Here is a 24,617-nt window from a genome sequence, read left to right as displayed (position 1 = left end):
TTTTGGTGAAATTCGGCAAACCCGTTCAGGCAGTCCGCAAACGAAAACGCCCCGGAATTCGGGGCGTTCTCAAAAATACCCTACAGGGATCAAGTGCTTACAGATCCTGCTCGTAACGGACATACGGAACAGTGCCGTCGTCGTTACTCTCATTGCGTGGTGAGAACGGGTTCTTGCCACGGCTTACGACGTTCTCCGCACCCACCGTCAGCTGGCCCGACCACGGCGTACGCCAGGTCAGACCGACCCCCAGGCCTTCCCATTTGCCGGGCTGGCCGGGCACATCGACCACGCGGCCGATGATGTTGCCGCTGAAGTTGCCATAGCCTGCGCCAATGCTGATGCTCTTGCTGTCCCAGCGATCCACGATCGAGGGCGCGGCATCAGCCAGCGGCACCAGGCGCGCCTTGGCGTAGGTGCCACCAATGGACACGAAGCCTTCGCGGCCGATGTTCTTCTGACCGAATACAGTGAGGTCGTTCTGCTCGGCACGCAGCGCTGGCGACTTGTTCGGTCCTGCCAGCCAGGCGGGCAGGGTCTCGCGGCCGGCGCCGGCGGTCAGTCCGACACGTCCACCGGCGCGGTTGAAGGCCGCCGTGGCACTGAATCGTCTGGACAGCGTGTCTTCGTCATCGCCCAGGCTGGCCAGCATGCAATGACTGGCAAGCCCGCTGATGCTGGTGCCACGGCTGCTGTTGCAGAGCAGCCCCAGCGAATCGCCGGAGGACAGGCCGAAGGCCGCATCCAGTGAACTCCGCCCGAAATGCCAGCGTGCGCCGGCCATCTGTTCGCCGGTCGGTTCCAGGTACAGCAGGGCTTCGACCTTGCCACTGCCCTTGTTCCAGACCGGGATGACCGTGCGGGTGTCCTTGGCCTGCGCATGTGCGCCCGTGACCGTCCCGAGGGCGATCAGCAGGGCAAGTGGCAGGCGCAGGAAGTTCGGCATGGGTCCAGTCAGACAGTCGAATGCAGGGCAAGTTCCCGCGGAAGCGGGAACTCGAGACTAGGCTGTTTATGAATCTTTAACAAGTCGTTGTCCTCCCCAGAACACGAACTCGCGAAGATGGTCGGCATGCTGGGGCGGAAACGGTTACTGAAGCCGCTCAGGGGCCGGCACGGAGGCTCCGGCACCGTGGAACAGTATCCCGAATTCCGTCAACGGAAAGTGATACTCCCGTCCGCAGAATTCGCATTTCACATCTACCGATCCCGTGGCTTCAGCGGCCGCGCGGGCCTCCTCCTCGCCCAACGACTGCAGCATGGCCTCCACCCGCTCACGCGAGCAGGAGCAGGCGAAGCGCAGCGGCTTGTCGCCCATGGCCTCGGGTTGTTCCTCATGGAACAGCCGGCGCACCAGCTCTTCGGCCGGGGTGAGCAGCAGTTCGGCCTTGCCCAGCGTCTCGAACAGCGCGCTGGCGCGGGTCCAGCCGTCGGCATCGCCTTCTTCGCCGGGCAGTTTCTGCAGCAGCAGGCCCGCGGCGCCCTGGCCATCTGCGGCCAGCAGCAACCGCGTGGGCAACTGCTCGGACTGGCGGAAGTAATCCTCGAAGGCCTCATCCAGGCTCGGTGCGGTGAGCCCGACCAGGCTCTGGTAGCGCTGCGGCTCGCGCGGGTCCAGGCCGGGGTTTTCGATGGTGATGGCCAGCACCGCGTCCTCGCCCAGTGCGGTCAGTTCGCGCGGGGCATCCTCGCCGTCTTCCACGCGCGCGATGCCGCGCAGGGTGCCGGCGGCGGTGCATTCGGCAAACAGCGTGCGCAGTGCGCTGCTGCTGCGCATCTGGATGGACAGCCGCCCGTCAACCTTGGTGTGGCCGGTGAACAGCGCCGCGGCAACCGTCGCTTCGCCCAGCAGGCCAGCGGCTACGGCAGGGTAGTCGCCGCGCGACAGGATCTCCTGCCAGGTGTCCTGCAGGCGCACGTGCACCCCACGGACGCCGGCATCGGGCAGCAGGAAGCGGAACAGGGAGTCGGTGTGGTCGCTCATGGATTCGGGGCCGCGCGTATATAAGGGAGAGGGCTTGCCGGATAATGTGCCGACAACGGTTTGAAAGAAGAGTGAGCGATCAATGGGGTCAGGGGACGAAAACCTCAAGGTGGCCGATGTCGCGGCCGCGCCGCGCTGGCGCTGGCGGCGCCTGCTGTGGCTGCCGGTGCTGCTGGCCGCGTTCAGCGTGCTGCAGGTACTGGCGCTGCGTTTCATCGATCCGCCGCTTTCCACCGTGATGGTCTGGCGGTATGGCGAAGCGCTGGGGCAGGGCGACTGGAAGTACCGCCTGCATCACCAGTGGCGTGACCTGGACCAGATGGCGCCGAGCCTGCCGATTTCGCTGGTCGCCGCCGAAGACCAGCGCTTCCCGCTGCACAACGGCTTCGACCTGCAGGCGATCGAGAAGGCCCGCGACCACAATGCACGCGGTGGCCGGGTGCGCGGCGCCAGCACGATCAGCCAGCAGGTCGCCAAGAACCTGTTCCTGTGGCAAGGCCGCAGCTGGCTGCGCAAGGGCCTGGAGGCCTGGTACACGCTGCTGATCGAAACCTTCTGGCCGAAGCACCGCATCCTGGAGGTGTACGCCAACATCGCCGAGTTCGGCGATGGGATCTATGGCGCGCAGGCGGCGGCGCGGCAGTTCTGGAACAAGGATGCGTCGGCTTTGACCCCCGCCGAGAGCGCGCGGCTGGCAGCGGTGCTGCCGGCGCCGCGCCGGTACAGTGCGGCCCGGCCGGGCCCTTACGTGCAGCGCCGGGCGAACTGGATCCAACGGCAGGCCCGTCAGTTGGGCGGCGGCGGGTATCTGCAAGATGACTGAGTACACTGCTGTGATGCAGCCCGATCAACTGACCGTCCTCGTCGCCGCCTACAACGAAGAGGTGGCCCTGCCGCACCTGCACGAGCGGGTGACGGCGGTGTTCGCCACCTTGCCCGACATCGACGGTCGCATGCTGTACGTGGATGACGGCAGCAGCGATGCGACCTGGCAGGTGATCTGCGAACTGGCGCGGAAGGACCCGCGCGTTTCGGCGCTGCGGCTCTCGCGCAACTTCGGCAAGGAAGCCGCGCTCACCGCCGGACTGGACCAGGTGCGCGAAGGCGCGGCGATGATCCTGGACGCCGACTGCCAGGATCCGCCGGAGTTGATCCCGCAGTTCGTCGCGCGCTGGCGCGAGGGCTACGACAACGTGTACGGCACGCGGCTTGCCCGTGCCGGCGAAAGCTGGAGCAAGCGCGCCACCGCGAACATGTTCTACCGGGTGATCGGTCGGCTGTCGCCGACCCCGATTCCGGCCGATACCGGCGATTTCCGCCTGCTGTCGCCGCGCGCACTGAACGCCCTGGGCGAGCTGCGTGAACGCCATCGCTTCATGAAAGGCCTGTTCAGCTGGGTCGGCTACCGACGCATCGCCGTGCCGTACGAGCGCCATGCGCGGATCGCGGGGACGAGCAAGTTCAGCCTGTGGCGACTGTGGAATTTCGCGCTGGAAGGGATCACCAGCTTTTCCACCGTGCCGCTGCGGGCGGCTACCTATCTGGGATTGCTGACCGCTGCCGGCGCTTTCGTGTTCGCCGTGGGGGTGGTGGTCAAGGCCGCGCTGTATGGTGACCGTGTCGCCGGGTGGCCGACCATGATGGCGGTGATCCTGTTCCTGGGCGGCGTGCAGCTGATCGCCCTGGGGCTGATCGGGGAGTACCTGGGGCGTCTGTACGAGGAGTCCAAGCAGCGGCCGCTGTACCTGCTTGACACCTGGATCGCTCCGGGCGTGGCAGACTCTGGGTGGCAACCCACCCTGGGAGGGCAGGCAGATGACCACGGTTCGGCAACTGTTGGACGGCAAGTCTCCTGAAGTGCATGCGGTCAGGTCGGACGCGGCGGTGATCGACGCGATCCGGCTGATGGCGGAGAAAAGCATCGGCGCGGTCCTGGTGATGGACGGGCCGGTGCTGGCCGGCATCCTGTCAGAGCGCGATTACGCGCGGAAGATCGTGCTGCGGGACCGCTCCTCACGGGATACGCAGGTCGCAGAGATCATGACCGCAAAGCTGGTGACCGTGGCGCCGACGGCGCACGTGGCGCACTGCCTGCAGGTGGTGACTGATCACCGCATCCGCCATCTACCGGTCGTGGACAACGGCAAGGTGCTGGGCGTGATATCGATCGGTGACCTGGTCAAGGCGGTGATCGATGCGCAGGCGCAGGAGCTGGAACAGCTGCAGCAGTACATCGTGGCCGGCTGAGGCGTCCCGGGTTTGACGGCCAGCGACCGTCACTACCCTTATTTGGCGTATTTGCCGCCGCAGTCGCTGTCCTTGCCCGGGCCGGGCTCGAAGGTCGCCAGCAAGGCGGCCGGCGGGGCGATGCTGCCCAGTGCCAGCGCGATCGCACCCCGCAGTCCGAGCGCCTTGAAGTCCGGCCGGAACCCGGGATCCTTGAAGGTGCCATTGATCCGCAGCGGCGAGCGCAACGCCAGGATGCTGATGTCCTTCGGCCGCGGCTTCAGCAGCAGGTCCATCTGCTCGTTCTTCAGGTTGACGGTGCCTTCGCCGACGATCAGCGTGTCGGTGGTGTCCACCGCCAGCGCCCGGCTGTCCATCAGGCCGTCCTTCACCCCGAAATCGGCGAATGCGCAACGCAGCGGAATCTGCTTGTCACCGGTGAACAGGAACTTCAGCGACTCGGCCACGTCCAAACCGGCCAGTTCCATGATCAGGTTGCCGACGTGGCCCTTGCCCATGCCGACGGCGACGTTGCCGTCGCTGCTGCCGAGCATCGCGGCGATCGAGTTGCCGTTGCCGGTCAGGTCGATCTCCCCGCCGATGCCGCCGGAGGCCTGTTCGGCCAGCTTCGCATCCGGGAACAGCTGGCCAAGCTGTACGCGGCGCACGCTGGCCTTCAGTGACGTGGCGATCTGCGGACGGCGCGCGTCCATGCGGATGGTGCTGCGGATGTCGCCACCGGCCACGCCGAAGTTCAGCGGCTCCAGTCGCAACAGGCCGTCATCGAGGAAAAGATGGGCATCCATGTCGTCCAGCGGCAGGCTGGGGGCATTGATCCGCTGGGCCTTCAGGCGCACGTCGGCATCCATCGCACGCAGCTTGCCCAGGTCGTACGGCGTATCCGGCAGCACGGTCGGCTTGGCCGCAAGCCGGGCGGCTTCGGCCTTCTGTTCGGCGTTGGCGGTTTCATCGCCCCCGGTCTTGGGCGGCGCGCCGACGAAGCCGGCCAGGTCGTCGAAGTCCAGTCGCTTGGACACCAGGTTGGCGGTCAGGCGCGGTCGCTCGCCGCCGGTTTCGACCTTCACATCACCGCCCAGGTCGCTGTCGCCGACCGTTCCGCTGAACTTCTCGTAGCCCCATACCTGGTGGTTGCGGCTGAGCTGGCCGTCCAGCCGATACGGGGGCGTGGAGGGCAGGGCGATGCCGACCAGCGGATACAGGTCTTCCAGGTCCTGGCCACTCAGCCGGAACCGCAGCTTGAAGGTCTGGAACTGGAAAGGATTGATCAGCGTGCCGCTGGCCACGGCATGCGTGGCGCCGGCGCGGCCATCCAGATGAATCCGGAACGGATGCCCGCTGTTGGTCAGCTCCAGCGGCGATTCGGTGTTGCCGTTCAAGGTGAACGCATTGCCCTGCCACGAGCCCTTGCCGCTGACCAGCAGCGGTGGCGCGGCATCGGCCTGCTTCGGCTCGCCGCTGCGCACGGCCACCTGGATATCGGTGCGACCGCGTTCATCCAGGAACTGCAGGCGCCCGTCGTCGATATGCAGCCGACGCAGCTGCAGCGGTTCGCCACCGCTGCTTTCGCCCATGAAATCCCAGTTGCCCGGCTGGTCGGCTTTGGGCGCCGTCTGCAGCAGCGCATCAGGCCGGGTAAGGCGGATCTCCGGCAGCTGCACGCTGCCCCGCAGCAGGGGCCACACCCGCACGTCGATTTCCACGCGGTCCGCGCTGGCCATCTTCGGCTGCCTGGCCCATTCGGCGTTGGCGAAGGTGATGGAGTCGGCGCGGACGGTGGTCACCCGACCCAGATCCACGTCGAGGTTGCCGATATGCAGCGCACGTCCTGTCTTGGCCTGCACCGCCCGCTCCACCGGCCCCTTGAACCAATTCCAGTCCCACAAGGCAATCAGCAGCAGGATCGCGGCGAGCAGGAACACCAGGATCGCGAGCCACCGTTGCCCGCGCTTGGTGGGACGGCGCATGCGCCAGCGGGAAGGACGTGCAGGTACGGGGGGCGAGGTGTCGTTCACTGCTGCATGGTTGCCCGTTCATCGTGCACAGGGTGCGAAGCGGGCATTCGGATGATGTGCAGGGGGCGTGGGCGAACGGGTGGAACCCCCTCGCGGGTGGCTCTTCGGGTGTTGCTGCTTGTCGCTGCGAGTGGGTCGGGCGGGGAGGCTGTGCGGGGCACGCGTGAATACATCCATGTAGCTCTTCGCGGCTCCTGCCGCTCAAGGCCCCGCACAGCCTCCCCGCCCGACCCCCTGACAGGTTCCGGTGGCCGCCACCCGCGCAGGAAAATAAAAGAACAAAGGCAGGGGTCAGAGTCCTTTCGCGGCTACGTGGCCGGCGAAGGGAGCCCCTGAGTCAGGGGCGGCCGCGAAGCGGCGGGGTGTGGGGGGGGAGACGGGGCCCGCGGTTTGCGCAGCAAAGCGTGGGAGCGACAGCGCGAATGCGATGGCGTGGACCCGGCATGGATGGCGCGCATCGAGGCCCGCAGGAGCGGCTCTTGCCGTCCCCCGCCAACCCACCTCGCCCCACCAGCTAGCAGCCCTGCAGCATTTGACGTTGCTTTTGCGGTTGCTTCAAAGCAGCGCGCAAGCGCACGAACTCACAACACCTGCGCAGTCACCGCGACGAAGTGGCACACGCTGCCGCCGATCACGAACAGATGCCAGATCGCATGCGAATAACGGATCGATTCGCGGTGGTAGAAGTAGGTGCCCAGCGTGTAGGACAGCCCGCCGGCCAGCAGCCAGCCCAGCGTCCACAGGTCGATCGCCGCCAGCATCGGCTTGATCGCCACCACGATAAGCCAGCCCATCGCAATGTAGATGCCCGTCGACAGGGCCTTGAAACGGCCGGTATAGAACAGCTTGAACACCACCCCGGCCAGGGCCAGGATCCAGATCGCGGTGAACATGCCCCAGCCCCACGGACCGCGCAGGCCGATCAGCATGAAGGGAGTGTAGGTGCCGGCGATCAGCACATAGATCGCGCAATGGTCGAATACCTTCAGCCGCCCCTTGGCCACCGGGTGCTGGATCGCGTGGTACAGCGTGGAGGCGGTGTACAGCAGCAGCAGCGCCACGCCGAACACGATCGAACTGAACAGCTGCCAGCCATCGCCGTTGATGGCGGCCAGGGTGATCAACACGGCGCTGGCGGCCAGGGCGAATACCGCACCAAGGCCATGGGTCAACGCACTGGCGATTTCCTCGCGGATCGATTCAACAGAGGTCATGGAAGAGGAGTGGGTCGCAGGGAGGGGGACCTGCATCCCCCCTATCATCGCCGCGATGGCCGGCGCTTGCACGCCCGGCCATGACCCTCTGGTTCAGGACGTAGCGGTGTAGGCCGCTTCACGGGTTGCCGAGAACCGCACGTCCGGCGCGCGTTCCTGCGCCAACTGCAGGTTGACCCGCGTCGGTGCCAGGTAGACCAGCTGCCCGGCCGCATCCACCGCCAGGTTCAGCGCGTTCTTCTCGCGGAACTCTTCCAGCTTCTTTTCATTGCTGCAGGTGACCCAGCGCGCAGTGACCACGCTGACCGGTTCGAAGGTCGCTTCCACGCCGTATTCGTCCTTCAGGCGGTACGCGGCCACGTCGAACTGCAGCACGCCGACCGCGCCGAGGATCAGGTCGTTGCTCATCAGCGGACGGAAGAACTGGGTCGCGCCCTCTTCAGACAACTGCGCCAGGCCCTTCTGCAGTTGCTTGAGCTTGAGCGGATCGCGCAGGCGCGCACGGCGGAACAGTTCCGGGGCGAAGTTGGGGATGCCGGTGAAGGTGATCGCCTCGCCTTCGGTGAACGTATCACCGATGGAAATGGTGCCATGGTTGTGGATGCCGATGACATCGCCCGGCCAGGCCTCCGCGGCGATCTCGCGGTCGCTGGCCATGAAGGTCAGTGCGTTGGCCAGCTTCATGTCCTTGCCGGTGCGCACGTGCAGGGTCTTCATGCCCGCCGCGAACCGGCCCGAACACACCCGCATGAATGCCACGCGGTCGCGGTGCTGCGGATCCATGTTGGCCTGGATCTTGAACACGAAGCCAGTCAGCTTGTTTTCCTGCGGCTGCACGGCGCGGCCGGTGCTGGCACGCGCCTGCGGTGACGGGGCGTGTTCAACGAAGAAGTCCAGCAGCGGCTGCACGCCGAAGTTGTTCACGCCCGAACCGAAGAACACCGGGGTCTGCTTGCCGGCGCGGTAGGCGTCCAGGTCGAACGGGTGGCTGGCGCCCTGCACCAGTTCCAGTTCGTCGCGCAGGTCGGCCAGCATCTGCGCGCCGATCTTCTCGGCCAGGCCGGGCGAGTCGATGGACGGGAAGATGATCGAGTCCTGGCGGGTGAAGTTGCGGCCCTGCTCGTACAGGTGCACCTCGCCGGAGATCAGGTGGACCACGCCCTTCAGGCGCTGGCCCATGCCGATCGGCCAGGTCACCGGCGCGCACTGGATGCCGAGCACGCTTTCCACTTCATCCAGCAGGTCGATCGGTTCCTTGCCCTCGCGGTCCAGCTTGTTGATGAAGGTCATGATCGGCGTGTCGCGCAGCCGGCAGACCTCCATCAGCTTGATCGTGCGTTCTTCCACGCCCTTGGCCACGTCGATCACCATCAGCGCCGAGTCCACCGCGGTGAGCACGCGGTAGGTGTCCTCGCCGAAGTCGGCGTGGCCGGGCGTATCGAGCAGGTTGACGATCTTGCCTTCGTACGGGAACTGCATCACCGAGGAGGTAACCGAAATACCGCGTTCTTTCTCCAGCGCCATCCAGTCGGACGTGGCGTGGCGTGCAGCCTTGCGGCCCTTCACTGAGCCGGCCATCTGGATCGCACCGCCGAACAGCAACAGCTTTTCGGTCAGCGTGGTCTTGCCCGCATCAGGGTGGGAAATGATGGCGAACGTACGGCGACGCGCGGCTTCGGTGGCGACTTCGGACATGGCAGGGGGCGCCCGCCCGGGGCGCAGATCAATGAAGTAAGCCGATGATTATCGCCGAAAAAGGGGACGGAGGGGATTAAGACGTGAAAGGCCGCGTTCGGGCCGAATGCGCCTTAATCCCCTCCGTCCCCTTTTTCGAAGTGGAGCTGGCCGCGCGGGGTGACGATGCGCACCGGGATCGACTCGAGCTGGGTACCGCGCTGCCGCTGCACGGCGAAATGCAGGTGCGGGGCGGTGCTGTAGCCGGTGTTGCCGGACAGGCCGATCAGCTGGCCGGCCTGCACCTGCTGGCCTTCACGCACGCGCACGCCCGCGTGTTGCAGGTGCGCGTAGACCGCCATGCTGCCGTCGTCATGCACGATGCGCACATAGTTGGCGCGCTCGCGGTCCCGCTGCGGGTCCAGACCATTGCCGCTGAAGCCCGCCTGCACCCGGGTCACCCGGCCGGCGCGCGCGGCCAGAACCGGCGTGCCTTCGGGCAGGGTGAAGTCCACCGCATGGCGGTTTTCGGCGTCGCGGTGGCTGAAGCGGCCCTGCGGCGCCTGTCCCACGCTGAAGCGGCGGGCATCGAACGGTAACTGGTAGGCAAACGAATCGGCCGCGGGGGCGCCTGACAGGCCCCAGCCGGCGCGCCAGTCGGCGGTGTCTGCCGCCATGGCGGGCCGCGCCCACGCGGACAGCAGGATCAGGCAGCACGGCAGCAGACGGCGCATCGAGGCTCGGCGTGGCAGCAGGAGGGCGGACTGTAGCAGCCCGCGCAGCGGCAGGCGGAAGTTGCGAATGAATCCATCTCTTCATCCGCATGAAGGGATTGACATGACGAAAATACACTGGCATCGTGGCTCCACCATCGAGACCGGCAGAGGGACAGGCCCTTTGAAGCCGGGGCAGCCCGCAGGCGCGAAAGCGTCAGCGTAGGTGCCAAATCCTGCGGGGACCCCGTGTCTACCGGAAGATGGTTCGAGCCGTGCCCTGCAAGGGCAGGACTTGGACGCGAGTCCCGCGAAGGCTCGATGGCCGTTTTCCTTATTGGATGCCGCCATGAGCTTCGCCCCCAGCACCGCCCTCCGCCCCGACTCCTTTGTTCCCGTCAGCGTGCCGGTCGAAGACCGTGTGCATGCCGCACGCGGCGAGTTCGCCGCGGTGCTGGACATGCGCCACGCCGGCCCCCGCCCGATCCGCCTGCGTTACGAATGGGTAGGCCCTGCCGACGCGCCGGTGGTGGTGCTGGCCGGTGGCATTTCCGCCAACCGCCACGTGGCAGCCAATGCCCAGTTCGTCGAAAAGGGCTGGGCCGAAGGCCTGGTCGGCCCGGGGCGGACGCTCGACCCGCAGCTGCTGCGCGTGCTGGCGTTCGATTTCATCGGCGCCGATGGCGCGCTGGACGTGCCGATCGATACCGCCGACCAGGCCGATGCGCTGGCGATCCTGCTGGACCATCTCGGCATCGCGCAGCTGCAGGCCTTCGTCGGTTACTCCTATGGTGCGCTGGTCGCCCAGCAGTTCGGCGTGCGCCACCGCCCGCGCGTGCAGCGGCTGGTGGTGGTCAGCGGTGCGCATCGCGCGCATCCCTATGCAGCGGCATGGCGCGCGCTGCAGCGGCGTGCGGTGGCCCTGGGCCAGCTGCAGTGCAGTGATGAAAACGGCCTGGCGTTGGCACGCCAGTTCGCGATGCTCAGCTACCGCACGCCGGAAGAGTTCAGCGAGCGCTTCGACGCCGCGCCGGAAGTGATCAATGGGCGCGTGCGCGTGGCCGCCGAAGATTACCTGGACGCCGCCGCCGCGCAGTACGTCGCGCGCACGCCGGTCACGGCCTGGCTGCGCCTGTCCGAATCCATCGACCTGCACCGCATCGAGCCGGCGCAGCTGCTGCTGCCGACCGTGGTGGTGGCCGTCGAAGGTGACCGCCTGGTGCCGCTGGCCGACCTGGTCAGCCTGGTCGAAGGGCTGGGCCCGCGCGGCAGCCTGCGCGTGCTGCGCTCGCCCTACGGCCACGACGCCTTCCTGAAAGAAACCGATCGCATCGACGCGATCCTCGCCAACGCCATCCGCATCCCGGGAGAAACCGCATGAGCCACGACAACAACGGCACGCCGTCCTGTAGCCGCACCACTGCCGCAGTGCGCGCCGGCATCGACCGCGATAGCGCCTACGGTGCGGTGACCCCACCGATCGTGCTGTCCTCCAACTTCAGCTTCGACGGCTTCGGCAACAAGCGCCAATACGACTACACCCGCAGCGGCAACCCGACCCGCGACCTGCTGGGCGAGGCGCTGGCCGAGCTGGAAGGCGGCGCGGGCGGCGTGGTCACCGCGACCGGCATGGGCGCGATCAGCCTGGTGCTGCAGGCGCTGCTGGGACCGGAAGACACCCTGGTGGTGCCGCACGATGCCTACGGTGGCAGCTGGCGGCTGTTCAACGCACTGGCAGGCAAAGGCCAGTTCAAGCTGGTCACCGCCGACCTGACCGACCCGCGCTCGCTGGCCCAGGCGCTGGCCGGTTCACCGAAGCTGGTGCTGGTGGAAACCCCGTCCAACCCGCTGCTGCGCATCACCGACCTGCGCTTCGTGATCGATGCCGCGCACAAGGCCGGCGCGCTGGTGGTGGTCGACAACACCTTCCTGTCGCCGGCCCTGCAGCAGCCGCTGGCGTTCGGCGCCGACCTGGTCCTGCATTCCACCACCAAATACATCAACGGCCATAGCGATGTGGTGGGGGGGGCGGTGGTGGCGCGCGATCCGGAACTGGCGCAGCAGCTGACCTGGTGGGCCAATGCGCTGGGCCTGACCGGTTCGCCGTTCGATGCGTTCCTGACCCTGCGCGGCCTGCGCACGCTGGATGCACGCCTGCGCGTGCACCAGGAAAACACCGCGGCGATCGTGCCACTGTTGGCCGCCCATCGCGCGGTGAGCGCGGTGTACTACCCCGGCCTTGCCGACCACCCGGGGCATGCCATCGCCGCACGCCAGCAATCCGGTTTCGGCGCCATGCTGTCCTTCGAACTGGTGAACTGCGACGGCGGCGATCCGCACGCGGCCGTGCGTGCCTTCGTTGATGGCCTGCAGTACTTCACCCTGGCCGAGTCGCTGGGCGGGGTGGAAAGCCTGGTGGCGCATCCGGCGACGATGACCCATGCGGCGATGACCGTGCAGGCACGCCAGGCCGCTGGTATCAGCGAAGGCCTGCTGCGTCTGTCGGTGGGTATCGAATCCGAACGCGACCTGCTGGCCGACCTGGCCGCTGCACTGGACCGGGCGGCGGCCGTGGTCGATGCACAGGCGCGGCAGAAACAGGTCGTGGACGCATGAACGCACAGGTGGTCGAACTGGGCCATGCCGCGCCGCGCCGCCTGGCGCTGCTGGGCACCGGCACCGTGGGCACCGCGTTCGTCGCGCGCTACCAGGCGCTGCAGTCACGCGGGCTCGCCTTGCCGCGCTTTGATTGGCTGGCCAACTCGCGCGCGGTGCTGGCCTGCGACGGTGCGCCGGAACAGCCCCTGCATGCGCTGCGCCGAGCGCCCCGGCTCAGCGACGCAGCCGCACCGTGGAAGCAGGCCGACAGCCTGCACGCCGGTGACGTGGTGGTCGATGCGACGGCCAGTGAAACGGTCGCGGCCGAACACGCGCACTGGTTGGCGCGCGGCGTGCACGTGGTGACCGCCAACAAACTGGGGCAGGGGGCGCATGCGCAGCGCGCCATGCAGATCGCGGCGCACTGTGCCGACAGTGGCGCACGCTATGGCGACAGTGCCACGGTCGGTGCGGGCCTGCCGTTGCTGAGCAGCCTGCGCGCGTTGGTGGAAGGCGGGGATCGCATTCTTCGCATCGAAGGGGTGCTGTCCGGATCGCTGGCCTGGTTGTTCCACCGCTACGACGGCAGCCAGCCGTTCTCGCTGGCGGTCCGCGAAGCGCTCGATGCCGGCTTCACCGAGCCCGACCCGCGGCTCGATCTTTCTGGAGAGGACGTCCGCCGCAAGCTGTTGATACTGGCGCGTGCAAGCGGGCTGGACCTCGCCGATGGACAGGTGCAGGTCGATTCGCTGGTGCCGGCGGCGCTGGCCACGCTGCCGCACGCGCAGGCGCTGGAACAGCTCGCGCAGCTGGATGCGCCACTCCACCAGCGTTGGCTGCGCGCACGCGAAGCGGGCCAGGTGCTGCGCTTCATCGGCTGCGTCGAAGCGGGCGCTGCACGCGTGGGTGTGCAGGCGCTGGCGGCGGAGCATCCGCTCGCGTCAGGTGCGGGCACGGATAACCGTGTCGCGATCCACAGTGATCGATATCGCGATCAGCCTCTTATGATCCAGGGCCCGGGCGCGGGCGCGGAGGTCACGGCGGCGGCATTGCTGGATGACGTGCTGCGCATTGCGAGGAAGGAGACAATCGAGCGCTGCTGAGCCCGCGGTTCTGCCTATGATCGATTTATGGCAGTGATCGAAGAGTTTGCAGTGAACGATTTAGTAATCAGCCCTCTGCGCGTGGCCGTGCTTGAAGTCGATGCGGTGCTTCGCGAAAGGATTCTTGTGCCGCGCCTGCGCGACCATGGCTTCGACGTAGTCGGGCTGGGCACGGCGGCCGCGCTGGAGCACCTGCTGGTGACTCACCGGCCCGACATCATCGTGCTGGATGTCGGGCTGCCGGACGCCGACGGCTTCGAGCTGGCGCAGTCGCTGCGTTCGCGTTTTCCGGCCGTCGGGGTGGTGATGTTGACCGGGCGCCGGAGCCCGCAGGACCAGGTCCGCGGACTGGTGCAGGGCGCCGATGCCTACCTGGTCAAGCCTGCGGAACCGGCGCTGCTGGCGGCCACTCTGCACAGCCTCGCCCGGCGACTGCGTCGGGTCGACGATCCGTCTGCACGCCCCGCTGAGCCGGGTTGGCGACTGGACGGCAACGGCTGGCGGCTGCTGGCACCGTGTGGACAGCCGGTGCAGTTGACGCGCAGCGAGCGCCCGCTGCTGCACTGCCTGATGCAGCACGCCGGCGAAGTGGTCGAGCGCGAGGCGCTGGCCGCGACCCTGACCGCCGATCCGTTCTCCTTCGACATGCATCGGCTGGATTCGCTGATCCACCGCCTGCGGCGCAAGGTCGCGGTGGCAAGCCGGCATCCGTTTCCGCTTTCGGCGGTCCACGGCGCCGGCTACGTGTTCGCGCCCTGACCCGGCTGACCGGAGTAACCGCAACATGCGATGGACCACCGGATGCCGGCTGCCGACGTCCAGCCTGCGTGTGCAAGGGTGTCCAAGCGTGCGGCGGAGACCCGCACGGCAGGGCACCCGGGGAACGGTGAGAAGTGGTGAATATTTGGTGACAACGCGTGCGTGACAGCAATCGCGGCTGAATCGTACGTTGCTCAGCGTCGCTGCGGGGCGCACTCAACGAATGCCCTGTACAGCGTCCCTCTGGACACTCGGGCCACGCTCCAGACCAGTGCATCGCACCGGTCCATAGCGGGACGGGAGTCTGTTGCCCTTCGAATCATGAGGTGCGGGATGAACAAGATTTTCAGTCGTGTGTGGAGTCGCTCGCTGCAGCAGCTGGTGGTGGCATCGGAGCTCGCTACCCAGGCCGGTGGCGCAGGCGCCCGACGTCGTCTCGCCGGATGCGTCGTCGTTGCCGGTGCGCTGCTGTTGCCGGCCGGCTTCGCCTCTGCAACGGAGGACCTGCGCGTGCAACCGGCCGCCACGCCCACCAGCGGCTATGTCGCCGTCGGCGGCAGCGGTGACGGAACGGATGATGCACAGGCGTCCGCCGATGGCGCCGTCGCCGTCGGTGTGCTGGCACGCGCGCAGGCCGCCGATGCCATTGCCGTCGGCAGCCAGGCACGGGCGACCGCTGTGGGCGCCGCCGCGTTCGGCAGCAACGCACGGGCGACGGCCGGGTCGGCCACCGCGGTGGGGCAGAGTGCACGCGCGCTGGCCCAGGGCGCCACGGCGCTGGGGCAGAACGCCACCGTGAGCGCACAGGGTGCTGGCTCGGTGGTGCTTGGCGCGTACGCGCAAGCCGATGCGGCCGATGCCGTGGCGCTGGGCAGCAATGCACTGGCCGACCGCGCCGGAACCGTTTCGGTCGGCCGCCGCGGACAGGAACGCCAGATCACCAACGTCAAGGCCGGCAGCGCGGCAACCGACGCAGTCAACGTGGCGCAGCTGGACGAGGTACGCGCGAAGATGGGCGAGCTCGACTACATCGCGATAGATGGCGACGCCGACCGCAACGACCGCGCCTCGACCAGCGGCAACAAGGCGATCGCGATCGGCTCGCGCGCCACCGCCGATGGCAACGCCAGCACTGCAGTGGGTGCCGAGGCCTGGGTACAGGGAATCGGCAGCGCCGCGTTCGGGCAAGGCGCCAGTGTGATCGGTGATGCCGGCACCGCCATAGGCCAGGGCAGCGTGGCGGCGGGGTTCGGCAATACCGCCGCCGGTGCCGGTGCAACGGCCGAAGGGGACCAGGCTGCAACCGCGCTGGGGGCATTGAGTACGGCAGCCGGGCAGGGCTCTACCGCTGTCGGCGCTCAGGCGCAGGCGTATGGACCTGGCAGCTTCGCCGCAGGCTTCAACGCGGGCACCAACAGCGAAGCGGGTGTGGCCATCGGTGCCAACGCGCGCGCTGCGGGCGGTGACTTCACCGTGGCCGTGGGCGCAGGCACGCAGGCGGTCGGCAACCGCGCCGCTGCGCTGGGTGCCAATGCGCTCGCGCACGGTGAAAAGGCCACGGCGCTGGGCAGCCAGGCCACTGCCGAAGGCAAGGCGGCACTGGCGACCGGCAGCAACGCCGCCGCCTACGGTGCTGAAAGCTTGGCGGTGGGCAGCAACAGCCTGGCCACTGGCGAGCGCGCGGTAGCTGCCGGTGGCAGTGCCTTGGCGACCGGCGATGATTCGCTTGCGCTGGGCGGTGGAGCAAGCGCGCTGGGCGAGCGCGCGATCGCGCAGGGCAGTGGCGCATCCGCCACCGCACAATCGTCGATCGCCCTTGGCGACGGTAGCACCGCAGCCGGCCAGGGCGCGCTGGCGCTGGGTTCGTTGTCCTCGTCCAACGGCTACGCCAGCGTGGCCGTCGGCGGGCTGGCCGAGGCCAATGGCAACAGCTCGGTGGCCGTGGGAACCCAGGCCGTCGCAGACGGACCGGCCAGCATGGCGGTTGGTGTGGGCACCTTGGCCACGGGCGACTTCTCCACAGCGCTTGGCCCGTTCAGCGCGGCGCGCGGCCATGGCAGCGTGGCACTCGGGGCATCCAGCCAGGCCGACGGGTTCCGCGCCATTGCGGCCGGCTACAAGGCAGCCGCACGGGCTGATGGAGCGATGGCCCTGGGTGCGGAATACGTCTGCGACGGTCTCTGCATTGAATCCAACACCGATGCCAGTGGCCGCAACAGCATGGCGCTGGGTGCCTCGGCGCGTGCGTCCGGTAGCGATTCAACGGCCCTGGGGCCGATGAGTGCAGCGTTCGGCCAGAAGGCCGTGGCGTTGGGCTGGCTGGCCGAAGCGCATGGCAACGACAGCATCGCCATCGGCGAGGAAGCGCGCAGCGTGGGCGGCAACAACATTGCGCTGGGCAGCAATGCACAGGCGATCGGCAACGACAACCCGGCGATGGCGTCCAACAACATCGCCATCGGCGCGGACAGTGTGGCCGATTACGCTTATGCCACTGCGCTGGGCAGCAACGCACGCGCCACGGGCCTGGGTTCGATGGCACTGGGCAGGGATGCCAGCGCCGCAGGCTGGAATGGTATCGCGGTGGGTACCCTGGCCGATGCCAGTGAAGCCTTCGGGGTGGCGGTCGGCAACGACAGCCACGCTGGTGCCTACCAGGCAACGGCGGTCGGGGCGACCGCGCGCGCGTCCGGCAGTGCAGCCACGGCGGTGGGCGGCAGCAGCTTCGCCGACGGCTACGGCAGCGTGGCGGTCGGCAAGCTGGCCTACAGCCACGGTCAATACGCCACCGCGCTGGGTACGATGTCCATCGCCTACGCCGACCGCAGCGTGGCCATCGGCGCGTCGTGGGTGCAGGAGCAGGCCACCGACAGCGTCGCGCTCGGCCATGGTTCGCTGGCCACCCGCGCCAACGCCGTGTCGGTCGGCGCCTCCGAGGAGTGGTGGGATGCGATGGGCGAACGCCACGGCGTGATCCAGCGCCAGATCACCGACGTGGCTGACGGCACCCAGGACCACGATGCAGTGAACCTGGCCCAGCTCAAGCGTGTCGAAGCCAAGGCCGGCAACGGTCGCTTCGTAGCCGTGGACGGTGCCGATGACGGCAGTGACGACCCCTTCGCCAGCGGTGAAGGCGCAACGGCGGTGGGACCGCAGGCACTGGCGCTCGGCGACGGCGCCATTGGCTTGGGCGGCGCCAGCAGCGCAATCGGAACCAACGCAACGGCGATCGGCCAAGGTTCCGCGGCGACCGGAGATTTCAATACAGCCGTCGGCGGAACTTATCTCGGGCTGGTCGATGGCGTGCAGGTGCAACGGACGACGCTGGCGGCCGCACCGGGCGCCAGTGCATTTGGTGCGGGCGCCCAGGCGACCGGCGTCAACTCGCTGGCAGTGGGTGCCGCCGCTACTGCGGTCGAGCAGGCGACGGCACTGGGCTTCGGGGCGTCGGCCAGTGACGCCTACGGCGTTGCCGTGGGAGCCTACAGCCATGCCGGATCCGAAGGCACCGCCGTAGGTTACGGTGCGAAAGCGCTGATGCATGGCTCCACAGCCGTAGGGTGGAACGCAGAGGCTACGGGGTTGTACTCCGCCGCCTACGGCATCGGAGCTCGGGCAACGGAATGGAGCGGGTTGGCGATCGGCTCGTTTGCCGACGCACTGGGCAGTGGCAGCGTCGCCATTGGTGAATTCGCGCAGGGCACTGCCACCAACGCCGTGGCGATCGCGCCCGGTGCCAGATCCAGCGGCTGGCAGTCGGTAGCGCTGGGCGCGTCAGCGGTGGCGGAGGCGAGTGATTCGGTAGCTATCGGTTCGTCCAGTCGCGCTGATCGTGGAAGGTCGGTGTCGGTCGGCAGCGCCGGGGCCGAGCGCCAGATCGTCAACGTCGCCGATGGCACGGAAGCGACCGACGCGGTCAACAAGCGGCAGATGGACAGCGCCATTGCCGATCTCGGAGACGGGCTGGGGGATCTCGGTGCCACTGCGGTCCGCTACGAGGACAAGGACAAGGCCCGGATCACGCTGGGCGGGGAGCAGGGCACGTCGATCAGCAACCTGCGCGCAGGCGTGGCTGCCACTGATGCGGTCAACGTCAACCAGCACACCGACGTGGTGCGCGCCTTGGGCGGCGGTGCGGCGCTGGGCGGCGACGGCATGCTGATCGGGCCGGTGTATACGGTCCAGGGTGCCCGCTTCGGCAACGTCGGCGGTGCGGTCAGCGCACTGGATGGCGCGGTGAGCGCGCTCGGCAACCGCGTGGGCGCGCTGGAATCGGGCGCCCCTGCAACGCCGGGTCCTGGCCCAGGAGACGGTGGCACTCCGCCGGTCGGTCCATTGCCCGGCGACGGCGGTGGTGAAGCGGCCCCCGGGCTGGTCACTGCAGGCAGCGGCAAGGGCTCGGTTGCAATAGGCGAAGGCGCGGTCGCGGATGAGGCGAACGTGGTGTCGGTCGGCAGTGCAGGAAATGCCCGCCGCATCTCCAATGTCGGTACGGGCACGGCCGCGACCGATGCGGCCAACCTCGGTCAGATGCAGGCCGGCGATGCACAGACGCTCGCATCGGCACGCACGTATACCGATTCGCGCTTCAAGGAAATGGACGACCGCTTCGTCGACCTGTCGCAGCGCGTGGACCAGCGCCTGCACCAGCAGGACCGGCGCATCGATCGCCAGGGTGCGATGAGCAGCGCCATGATGAACATGGCGATCAACGCGTCGGGCAGCCGCAGCCCACGGGGTCGCGTGGCCGTGGGCGCGGGCTGGCAGAACGGTGAGCAGGCCCTTTCGGTCGGCTATGGCAAGCAGGTCGGCGAGCGCGCCAGCTTCAGCCTGGGCGGTGCGTTCAGTGGCAGCGACCGTTCCGCCGGCATCGGTTTCGGCATCGATCTGTGAACCCCCGGGGCCGCTCTCATCGGAGCGGCCTTCTTCCTGATGTGTCCTTCTGGAGAAACACGCATGCGTCAACGCTTCACTCCCCAGGCCAGTCTTCTGGCCCTCGCCATCTCGCTCGGCAGCGTGCCGATGCTGGCCCACGCCGCCGACATTGCCGTGGCGCGCAGCGTGGTCCCGCTGCGGCAGCTCCCCGCAGAACCCGCGGTTGCACCGGTGCAACGCTTCATCATCAAGTACAAGCCGGCCAGTGCGCCGGCGCGTGACCGCAGCCGCGTGCAGTCCAGCCTGAGTGCTGCCGCCGCGCGCAGCGCCGGCACGCAGGCTGCGCGCGCAGCGCTGGGCCTGAAGGCGCTGCGTCGCGGCGCCACCGGTGCGGAAATCGTGGCGGCATCGCGTCCGCTCGACCAGGCCGAAGCGCAGGCAGTGCTGCAGCAGCTTCGCCAGGATCCAGATGTGCAGTACGCTCAGCTGGATTCACGCAAGTACGCGTTGGATTTCATGCCGAACGATCCGCAGCTGCCGATCTACCAGTGGGACCTGCTTAACACGGTGGGCGGCATCGCCGGGCCACAGGCCTGGGACCACAGCACCGGCGAAGGCGTGGTGGTGGCGGTGCTGGATACGGGCTCCACGCCGCATGTGGACCTGAAGGACAACCTGGTTGCCGGCTATGATTTCATTTCCTGGTACGGCCAATCGCCTGATCAGCCCGATATCGCCGGCGATGGCGACGGGCGCGATCCCGATGCCACCGATACCGGTGACTGGACCGACGCTTCCATGCCCTGGTGCGGTGGCAGCGCCGACAGCAGCTGGCACGGCACCCATGTGGCCGGCACCGTAGCGGCGATGACCAACAACGGGCTTGGCGTGGCGGGAACCGCGTGGGGGGCGAAGGTGCAGCCGGTGCGCGTGCTGGGCCATTGCGGTGGCCTGACCTCCGATATCGCCGATGCGATTGTCTGGGCCGCGGGCGGCAGCATCGACGGGGTCCCGGTCAATCCGACCCCGGCCGATGTGATCAACATGAGCCTGGGCGGAGGTGGCGCCTGCTCGCAGGACCCGGCCACGCAGGAGGCGATCGACTTCGCCGTGTCGCGTGGCACCACGGTGGTGGTCGCGGCGGGCAACAACAACGCCGATGCCTCGCAGTTCAGTCCTGCAAGCTGCGACAACGTCATCACCGTGGGCGCCACCGGCGTGGGCGGCACGATCGCCAGCTACACCAACTACGGCCCACGCGTGGACCTGGCCGCTCCGGGTGGCGATCCGGACAGTGGCGCCGGGATATCACGAGGCTATGTCTGGTCCACCGGCAATGATGGCGCGACGGTGGCAGGCCGGGACATCATCGTCGGCATGGTGGGCACCTCGATGGCATCGCCGCATGTGGCGGGCATCGTGGCGCTGATGCAGTCGGCGGCGGTGGCTGCGGGCAAGGATGCGTTGACGCCTGCGAAGGTGCGCGAGCTGTTGGTGGAGTCGGTGCGTCCGTTCCCGGTGCAGCCGCCGGCCAACCGCTCCATTGGTGCGGGGCTTGCCGATGCCGGCCGTGCGGTGCAGCTGGCACTGGGCAATACGCTGCCGGAGCCGCCGGTACCTGAACTGCAGAGTGGCGTGTTGCTGCAGGGGCTGGGCGGTGGCGAGGCGCAGTCGTTGCTGTACCGGGTCGAGGTGCCTGCCGGCACGCGCAGCCTCAACCTGCGCAGCCTCGGCGGCCGCGGCGATGTCAGTCTGTATGCCGCGCCCGGCGCCCCCCCTTCGGTGGAAGATGCGGCGTACCGCTCCCGCCGTGCCGGCACTGCCGAAGCGATCGTGGTGGCCAGTCCGCAGCCGGGCACCTGGTACCTGCGGGTGGTAGGCGAGGCGACCTTCAATGGCGTCAGCGTGCTGGCCCTGGCGCGCTGACCCTGCGTCGCATCCGCGAAAGCATCAGGGGCCGCCCTCGGCGGCCCCTGATGCCGCTCAGAGGCGTGCAGCAAGAAAGCGCAGCAGTGCGCTGTTGAACGCTGCCGGGTCCTGCACCTGCGGCGAATGTCCCAGCGTGGCGAACTCCACCAGCTGCGCTGCCGGGATGGCCGCGGCCGCGGCCTTGCCCAACGCAGGGTAGTCGCCCAGCGTTGCCTTCACCGCAGGCGGTGCCAGGTCGCGGCCGATGGCGGTGCGGTCGGTCTGGCCGATGAACAACGTGGTCGGCACCGTGATGTTCTTCAGTTCGTAGACCACCGGCTGGTTGAACACCATGTCCGAGGTCAGCGCCTGGCTCCACGCCACTGCCTCCTTGCCCGGCCCGGTATACATGCCGGCCTGCATCCGCGCCCACTGCTCGAACTGCGGCTTCCAGTCGCCGTTGTAGTACACATCCAGCTGGTACTTCCTGATCGATTCGAAACTGGTTTTCAGTTCGTTCGCATACCAGGCATCGACGCTTCGCCATGGCACCCCGAGTGCCTTCCAGTCTTCCAGGCCGATCGGATTGACCAGTGACAACGACTGCGTGGCATCCGGGTAGATCAGCGCATAGCGCGCTGCCAGCATGCCGCCCATCGAATGACCGACGATGTGCGCGCGCTGCACGCCCAGCGCCTGCAGCAGCGCATGCGTGTTGGCTGCGAGCTGTCCGAACGAATACTGGTAGCCCTGTGGCTTGCTGGACTTGCAGAAGCCCACCTGGTCCGGCGCGATCACCCGATAGCCGGCATCGAGCAGCGGCTGGAAGCTTTCCTTCCAGGTTGCCGCGCAGAAGTTCTTGCCGTGCAGCAGGACCACGGTGCCGATCGGCGTACGCGAGGGTGACAGATCCAGATAGGCCATTTCCAGCGCCTGGCGCTGCGATTGCAACGCGAAGGTCTTTACCGGATGGGGATAGTCGAAGCCTTCCAGGCGTGCGCCGTAGCTGTCAGCGGCGAGCGCGGTGAAGGGAAGGCAGGCAAGCAGGGAGACGGCCAACAGGCGCATGGGGGGCTCCGGGGGGAAAGCCTGAGGTTACCCCGAAAAGCGTGACGACCAACGGTCGTCACGCACCTCAAGCGGTGGTCGTCAGCCACCTGCAGCGGCGGCCGTCACCTACCGTCAGCGACGGTGTTCAGCGAGCTCAGCACTCGATGACGTTGACCGCCAGCCCGCCGCGGCTGGTTTCCTTGTACTTGTCCTGCATGTCGCGGCCGGTGTCGCGCATGGTCTTGATGACCTTGTCCAGCGATACCTTGTGCTTGCCGTCGCCGCGCATCGCCATCCGCGATGCATTGATCGCCTTCACCGCGCCCATCGCGTTGCGTTCGATGCAGGGAATCTGCACCAGGCCGCCGATCGGATCGCAGGTCAGGCCAAGGTTGTGTTCCATGCCGATCTCGGCTGCATTCTCGATCTGGCTGGGGTTGCCGCCGAGCGCGGCGACCAGGCCACCGGCGGCCATCGAGCAGGCCACGCCCACCTCGCCCTGGCAGCCGACTTCGGCACCGGAAATCGAGGCGTTTTCCTTGTACAGGATGCCGATCGCTGCCGAGGTCAGCAGGAAGTCGAAGATCCGCTGTTCGTTCGCGCCCGGACAGAAACGGTCGAAGTAGTGCAGCACCGCCGGCAGCACACCGGCCGCGCCGTTGGTCGGGGCGGTCACCACGCGGCCGCCGGCAGCGTTCTCTTCGTTCACCGCCAGCGCGTACAGGTTGACCCAGTCCAGCGTGGTCAGCGGGTCGCGCATTGCGGCTTCCGGCTTGGACGACAGTTCGCGATGCAGCGCCGGCGCGCGGCGGCCCACCTTCAACCCGCCGGGCAGCACGCCTTCCTGGCGGATGCCGCGGGCCACGCAGGCCTGCATCGCTTCCCAGATCTCACGCAGCTGGGCGCGGATATCGTCTTCGCTGCGCCAGGATTTTTCGTTCTCGAACATCAACTGGGCAATGCTCAGGCCGCTGCGCGCGGTCTGCGCCAGCAGCTCATCGCCACTCTTGAACGGATACGGCAGCGGGGTCTCGTCGGGCACGATGCGGTCGTCCGCCGCGTCATCCTGGTTGACCACGAAGCCGCCGCCGACCGAGTAGTAGTCGCGCGTGGCGATCAGCTCATCGTTGGCGCCGTAGGCGGTGAAGCGCATGCCGTTGGTGTGGTAGGGCAGCTTCTGGCGCTTGTTCAGGCCCAGGTCGCGTTTTTCGTCGAAGCTGATCTCGTGCTGGCCCATCAGGTTGATGCGCTTGCTGGCACGGATGCGTTCCAGCGTCGCCGGGATGATGTCCGGGTCGATCAGGTTCGGTCGCTGGCCTTCCAGCCCCAGCAGGACCGCCTTGTCGGTGCCGTGCCCGCGACCGGTCAGCGCCAGCGACCCGTAGACGTCGGCGCGGATGCGCACCACGTCCTGCAGCCGGCCGGGGTCCAGCAGCCAGCGGTGCACGAAGCGCTCGGCGGCCTTCATCGGGCCGACGGTGTGCGAGGAACTCGGGCCAATGCCGATCTTGAAGACGTCGAACGTGCTGACTGCCATGGATGCCGCGCTGCGGGTACCGGGAAAGCCGCTATTCTAGCGGTTGCCGCAGCCCATCCTTGGCTGCGCCGCAGCAAAGCCGGTCACTGGAGCCCTGCCTGTGTTCATCCTGTACCAGCGCGACGACTGCCAACTGTGCGACGAGGCGCTGGCGGTGCTCGCCCAGGCGTATTTTCCTGCCTTCGATTCGCTGTTCATCGATGACCAGCCGGGGCTTGAACGGCGCTACGGTTCCCGCGTCCCCGTGTTGCGCGATGCCGGGTCGGACCGCGAACTGGACTGGCCGTTCCACGCCGCTGACGTGCAGGCCTGGCTGGCGGAAGACAGGTAGTGCCGGCCGCTGGCCGGCACCTCCCATGCCTGTCGATCACTTCGCCTTGAAGGTCACCACGGTGCTGATTGCCGTTTCATCCGGGATCGTCTTGGTATCGGCCCAGTCGCCACCGCCGACGCCGAAGTCCAGCCGCTTCACCGTTGCCTTGCCCTTCAGCACCGGCTGTGCGCCCGGGGTCCAGGTGAAGGTGAGGGTGACCGGCTTGCTGACGCCACGCAGTTCGAGCGTGCCGTCTGCGGCGAACTGATCATTGCCAAGCGCGCGGAACCCCTTGGCGGTGTAACGCGCGGTGGCGAACTTGCCGACATCGAAGAAGTCCGCGCCCTGCAGGGTGGAGTCGCGGTCACTGTTGCCGCTGCGGGCACCGGCCAACGGAATCGCCACGTCCAGCGAACCCGCCGCCGGATTGGCCGGGTCGAAACTGAGCTGGGTGGAGAAGCCGGGGAAGGTGCCGGCGAAGACTTCGCCGTCGTACTTGGTGGCGAAGGCCAGGTTGGATCCCGGCGCGCCGGCCGCCTGGACGTAGTCGGCGGACATCGCCGGCGAGGCCGCCAGCAGGCCGGCCAGGGCCGCAGCGACGGCGGACGGGGTGCTCAGTTTGATGCTCAT

The 24,617-nt window shown here is 67.8% G+C and carries 18 protein-coding genes, 1 pseudogene and 1 riboswitch; of the genes and pseudogenes, 10 read left to right on the top strand and 9 right to left on the bottom strand.

Annotation, left to right across the window (positions count from 1 at the left end; all coding sequences use genetic code 11):
• Positions 1 to 97: 97 nt before the first annotated feature.
• Positions 98 to 946: a hypothetical protein gene (locus QE373_RS13245; RefSeq protein WP_309687304.1), complete on the bottom strand. Its 849-nt coding sequence runs from the start codon at positions 944 to 946 to the stop codon at positions 98 to 100.
• A gap of 144 nt (positions 947 to 1,090) precedes the next feature.
• Entirely contained in the window at positions 1,091 to 1,984 is an 894-nt protein-coding gene (locus QE373_RS13240) for an Hsp33 family molecular chaperone HslO (protein WP_309687302.1), read from the bottom strand.
• A gap of 82 nt (positions 1,985 to 2,066) precedes the next feature.
• Here QE373_RS13240 and mtgA point away from each other — a divergent pair, with 82 nt between their 5' ends.
• Genes mtgA through QE373_RS13225 form a run of 3 tightly spaced genes read left to right on the top strand, consistent with a single transcriptional unit; the run spans position 2,067 to position 4,231 of the window.
• The gene (gene mtgA, locus QE373_RS13235; RefSeq protein ID WP_309687299.1) at positions 2,067 to 2,807 is read left to right on the top strand and encodes a monofunctional biosynthetic peptidoglycan transglycosylase; all 741 of its coding nucleotides are present in this window, start codon (positions 2,067 to 2,069) and stop codon (positions 2,805 to 2,807) included.
• Positions 2,808 to 2,820: 13 nt separating this feature from the next.
• A complete protein-coding gene (locus QE373_RS13230) occupies positions 2,821 to 3,840 on the top strand; it encodes a glycosyltransferase family 2 protein (protein WP_309689804.1) in 1,020 nt (339 codons plus the stop codon).
• Positions 3,800 to 4,231, top strand: a complete 432-nt coding sequence (locus tag QE373_RS13225; protein WP_309687297.1) for a CBS domain-containing protein — start codon at positions 3,800 to 3,802, stop codon at positions 4,229 to 4,231. Before QE373_RS13230 ends, QE373_RS13225 begins: the two co-directional genes overlap by 41 nt.
• A 38-nt stretch (positions 4,232 to 4,269) precedes the next feature.
• On the opposite strand, the gene QE373_RS13220 is transcribed toward QE373_RS13225, so the two are convergent.
• From QE373_RS13220 to QE373_RS13205, 4 genes and pseudogenes are all read right to left on the bottom strand, one after another.
• Positions 4,270 to 6,195: an AsmA family protein gene (locus QE373_RS13220; protein ID WP_309687294.1), complete on the bottom strand. Its 1,926-nt coding sequence runs from the start codon at positions 6,193 to 6,195 to the stop codon at positions 4,270 to 4,272.
• Positions 6,196 to 6,824: 629 nt separating this feature from the next.
• On the bottom strand, positions 6,825 to 7,493 hold the full coding sequence (locus QE373_RS13215) for a hemolysin III family protein (protein WP_123699527.1): 669 nt from the start codon (positions 7,491 to 7,493) through the stop codon (positions 6,825 to 6,827).
• A 57-nt stretch (positions 7,494 to 7,550) separates the two neighbouring features.
• The gene (locus tag QE373_RS13210; protein ID WP_309687290.1) at positions 7,551 to 9,152 is read right to left on the bottom strand and encodes a peptide chain release factor 3; all 1,602 of its coding nucleotides are present in this window, start codon (positions 9,150 to 9,152) and stop codon (positions 7,551 to 7,553) included.
• Positions 9,153 to 9,265: 113 nt separating this feature from the next.
• Positions 9,266 to 9,742 (bottom strand): annotated as a pseudogene (locus QE373_RS13205) (M23 family metallopeptidase); the annotation flags it as partial.
• Between the two features lie 254 nt (positions 9,743 to 9,996).
• A riboswitch (SAM riboswitch) is annotated at positions 9,997 to 10,114 on the top strand.
• A gap of 79 nt (positions 10,115 to 10,193) precedes the next feature.
• On the opposite strand from QE373_RS13205, the gene QE373_RS13200 reads away from it, so the two are divergent.
• The 6 genes from QE373_RS13200 (at position 10,194) to QE373_RS13175 (ending at position 21,105) form a co-directional block, all read left to right on the top strand.
• Positions 10,194 to 11,225: a homoserine O-succinyltransferase gene (locus tag QE373_RS13200; RefSeq protein ID WP_057508708.1), complete on the top strand. Its 1,032-nt coding sequence runs from the start codon at positions 10,194 to 10,196 to the stop codon at positions 11,223 to 11,225.
• Positions 11,222 to 12,460: an O-succinylhomoserine (thiol)-lyase gene (locus tag QE373_RS13195; protein WP_309687287.1), complete on the top strand. Its 1,239-nt coding sequence runs from the start codon at positions 11,222 to 11,224 to the stop codon at positions 12,458 to 12,460. Before QE373_RS13200 ends, QE373_RS13195 begins: the two co-directional genes overlap by 4 nt.
• Complete coding sequence (locus tag QE373_RS13190; RefSeq protein WP_309687285.1) at positions 12,457 to 13,545, top strand: homoserine dehydrogenase; 1,089 nt, start codon at positions 12,457 to 12,459, stop codon at positions 13,543 to 13,545. Before QE373_RS13195 ends, QE373_RS13190 begins: the two co-directional genes overlap by 4 nt.
• A gap of 27 nt (positions 13,546 to 13,572) precedes the next feature.
• Entirely contained in the window at positions 13,573 to 14,304 is a 732-nt protein-coding gene (locus QE373_RS13185; protein WP_309687282.1) for a response regulator transcription factor, read from the top strand.
• Positions 14,305 to 14,637: 333 nt separating this feature from the next.
• On the top strand, positions 14,638 to 19,197 hold the full coding sequence (locus QE373_RS13180; RefSeq protein ID WP_309687280.1) for an ESPR-type extended signal peptide-containing protein: 4,560 nt from the start codon (positions 14,638 to 14,640) through the stop codon (positions 19,195 to 19,197).
• Positions 19,198 to 19,260: 63 nt separating this feature from the next.
• On the top strand, positions 19,261 to 21,105 hold the full coding sequence (locus QE373_RS13175) for a S8 family peptidase (RefSeq protein WP_309687277.1): 1,845 nt from the start codon (positions 19,261 to 19,263) through the stop codon (positions 21,103 to 21,105).
• 57 nt (positions 21,106 to 21,162) lie between these two features.
• Here QE373_RS13175 and QE373_RS13170 read toward each other — a convergent pair whose 3' ends face one another.
• Together QE373_RS13170 and QE373_RS13165 are read right to left on the bottom strand one after the other, a co-directional pair.
• On the bottom strand, positions 21,163 to 22,155 hold the full coding sequence (locus QE373_RS13170; protein ID WP_309687274.1) for an alpha/beta hydrolase: 993 nt from the start codon (positions 22,153 to 22,155) through the stop codon (positions 21,163 to 21,165).
• Positions 22,156 to 22,291: 136 nt separating this feature from the next.
• Positions 22,292 to 23,674 (bottom strand): L-serine ammonia-lyase, encoded by a 1,383-nt coding sequence (locus QE373_RS13165; protein ID WP_309687270.1) that lies wholly within the window; start codon positions 23,672 to 23,674, stop codon positions 22,292 to 22,294.
• 100 nt (positions 23,675 to 23,774) lie between these two features.
• On the opposite strand from QE373_RS13165, the gene QE373_RS13160 reads away from it, so the two are divergent.
• Complete coding sequence (locus tag QE373_RS13160; RefSeq protein WP_309687268.1) at positions 23,775 to 24,005, top strand: glutaredoxin family protein; 231 nt, start codon at positions 23,775 to 23,777, stop codon at positions 24,003 to 24,005.
• A gap of 36 nt (positions 24,006 to 24,041) precedes the next feature.
• Here the strand turns inward: QE373_RS13160 and QE373_RS13155 are convergent, their stop codons facing one another.
• On the bottom strand, positions 24,042 to 24,617 hold the full coding sequence (locus QE373_RS13155) for a YceI family protein (protein ID WP_309687266.1): 576 nt from the start codon (positions 24,615 to 24,617) through the stop codon (positions 24,042 to 24,044).

The sequence above is a fragment of the Stenotrophomonas sp. SORGH_AS_0321 genome, from assembly GCF_031453215.1.
GTDB classification, from domain to species: domain Bacteria; phylum Pseudomonadota; class Gammaproteobacteria; order Xanthomonadales; family Xanthomonadaceae; genus Stenotrophomonas; species Stenotrophomonas chelatiphaga.
Note: the sequence above shows the minus strand (reverse complement) of the source record. Positions and strands in the feature narration are given on the sequence as shown.

Bases quoted from the DNA above. Each gene is read 5' to 3' on its own strand.
- QE373_RS13180 (WP_309687280.1), top strand. From the start codon at position 14,638: ATGAACAAGATTTTCAGTCGTGTGTGGAGTCGCTCGCTGCAGCAGCTG.
- QE373_RS13165 (WP_309687270.1), bottom strand. From the start codon at position 23,674: ATGGCAGTCAGCACGTTCGACGTCTTCAAGATCGGCATTGGCCCGAGT.
- QE373_RS13240 (WP_309687302.1), bottom strand. From the start codon at position 1,984: ATGAGCGACCACACCGACTCCCTGTTCCGCTTCCTGCTGCCCGATGCC.
- QE373_RS13245 (WP_309687304.1), bottom strand. From the start codon at position 946: ATGCCGAACTTCCTGCGCCTGCCACTTGCCCTGCTGATCGCCCTCGGG.
- QE373_RS13155 (WP_309687266.1), bottom strand. From the start codon at position 24,617: ATGAGCATCAAACTGAGCACCCCGTCCGCCGTCGCTGCGGCCCTGGCC.
- QE373_RS13170 (WP_309687274.1), bottom strand. From the start codon at position 22,155: ATGCGCCTGTTGGCCGTCTCCCTGCTTGCCTGCCTTCCCTTCACCGCG.
- QE373_RS13220 (WP_309687294.1), bottom strand. From the start codon at position 6,195: ATGCGCCGTCCCACCAAGCGCGGGCAACGGTGGCTCGCGATCCTGGTG.
- QE373_RS13195 (WP_309687287.1), top strand. From the start codon at position 11,222: ATGAGCCACGACAACAACGGCACGCCGTCCTGTAGCCGCACCACTGCC.
- QE373_RS13225 (WP_309687297.1), top strand. From the start codon at position 3,800: ATGACCACGGTTCGGCAACTGTTGGACGGCAAGTCTCCTGAAGTGCAT.
- QE373_RS13210 (WP_309687290.1), bottom strand. From the start codon at position 9,152: ATGTCCGAAGTCGCCACCGAAGCCGCGCGTCGCCGTACGTTCGCCATC.
- QE373_RS13185 (WP_309687282.1), top strand. From the start codon at position 13,573: ATGGCAGTGATCGAAGAGTTTGCAGTGAACGATTTAGTAATCAGCCCT.
- QE373_RS13190 (WP_309687285.1), top strand. From the start codon at position 12,457: ATGAACGCACAGGTGGTCGAACTGGGCCATGCCGCGCCGCGCCGCCTG.
- QE373_RS13215 (WP_123699527.1), bottom strand. From the start codon at position 7,493: ATGCAGGTCCCCCTCCCTGCGACCCACTCCTCTTCCATGACCTCTGTT.
- QE373_RS13200 (WP_057508708.1), top strand. From the start codon at position 10,194: ATGAGCTTCGCCCCCAGCACCGCCCTCCGCCCCGACTCCTTTGTTCCC.
- QE373_RS13230 (WP_309689804.1), top strand. From the start codon at position 2,821: ATGCAGCCCGATCAACTGACCGTCCTCGTCGCCGCCTACAACGAAGAG.
- mtgA (WP_309687299.1), top strand. From the start codon at position 2,067: ATGGGGTCAGGGGACGAAAACCTCAAGGTGGCCGATGTCGCGGCCGCG.
- QE373_RS13175 (WP_309687277.1), top strand. From the start codon at position 19,261: ATGCGTCAACGCTTCACTCCCCAGGCCAGTCTTCTGGCCCTCGCCATC.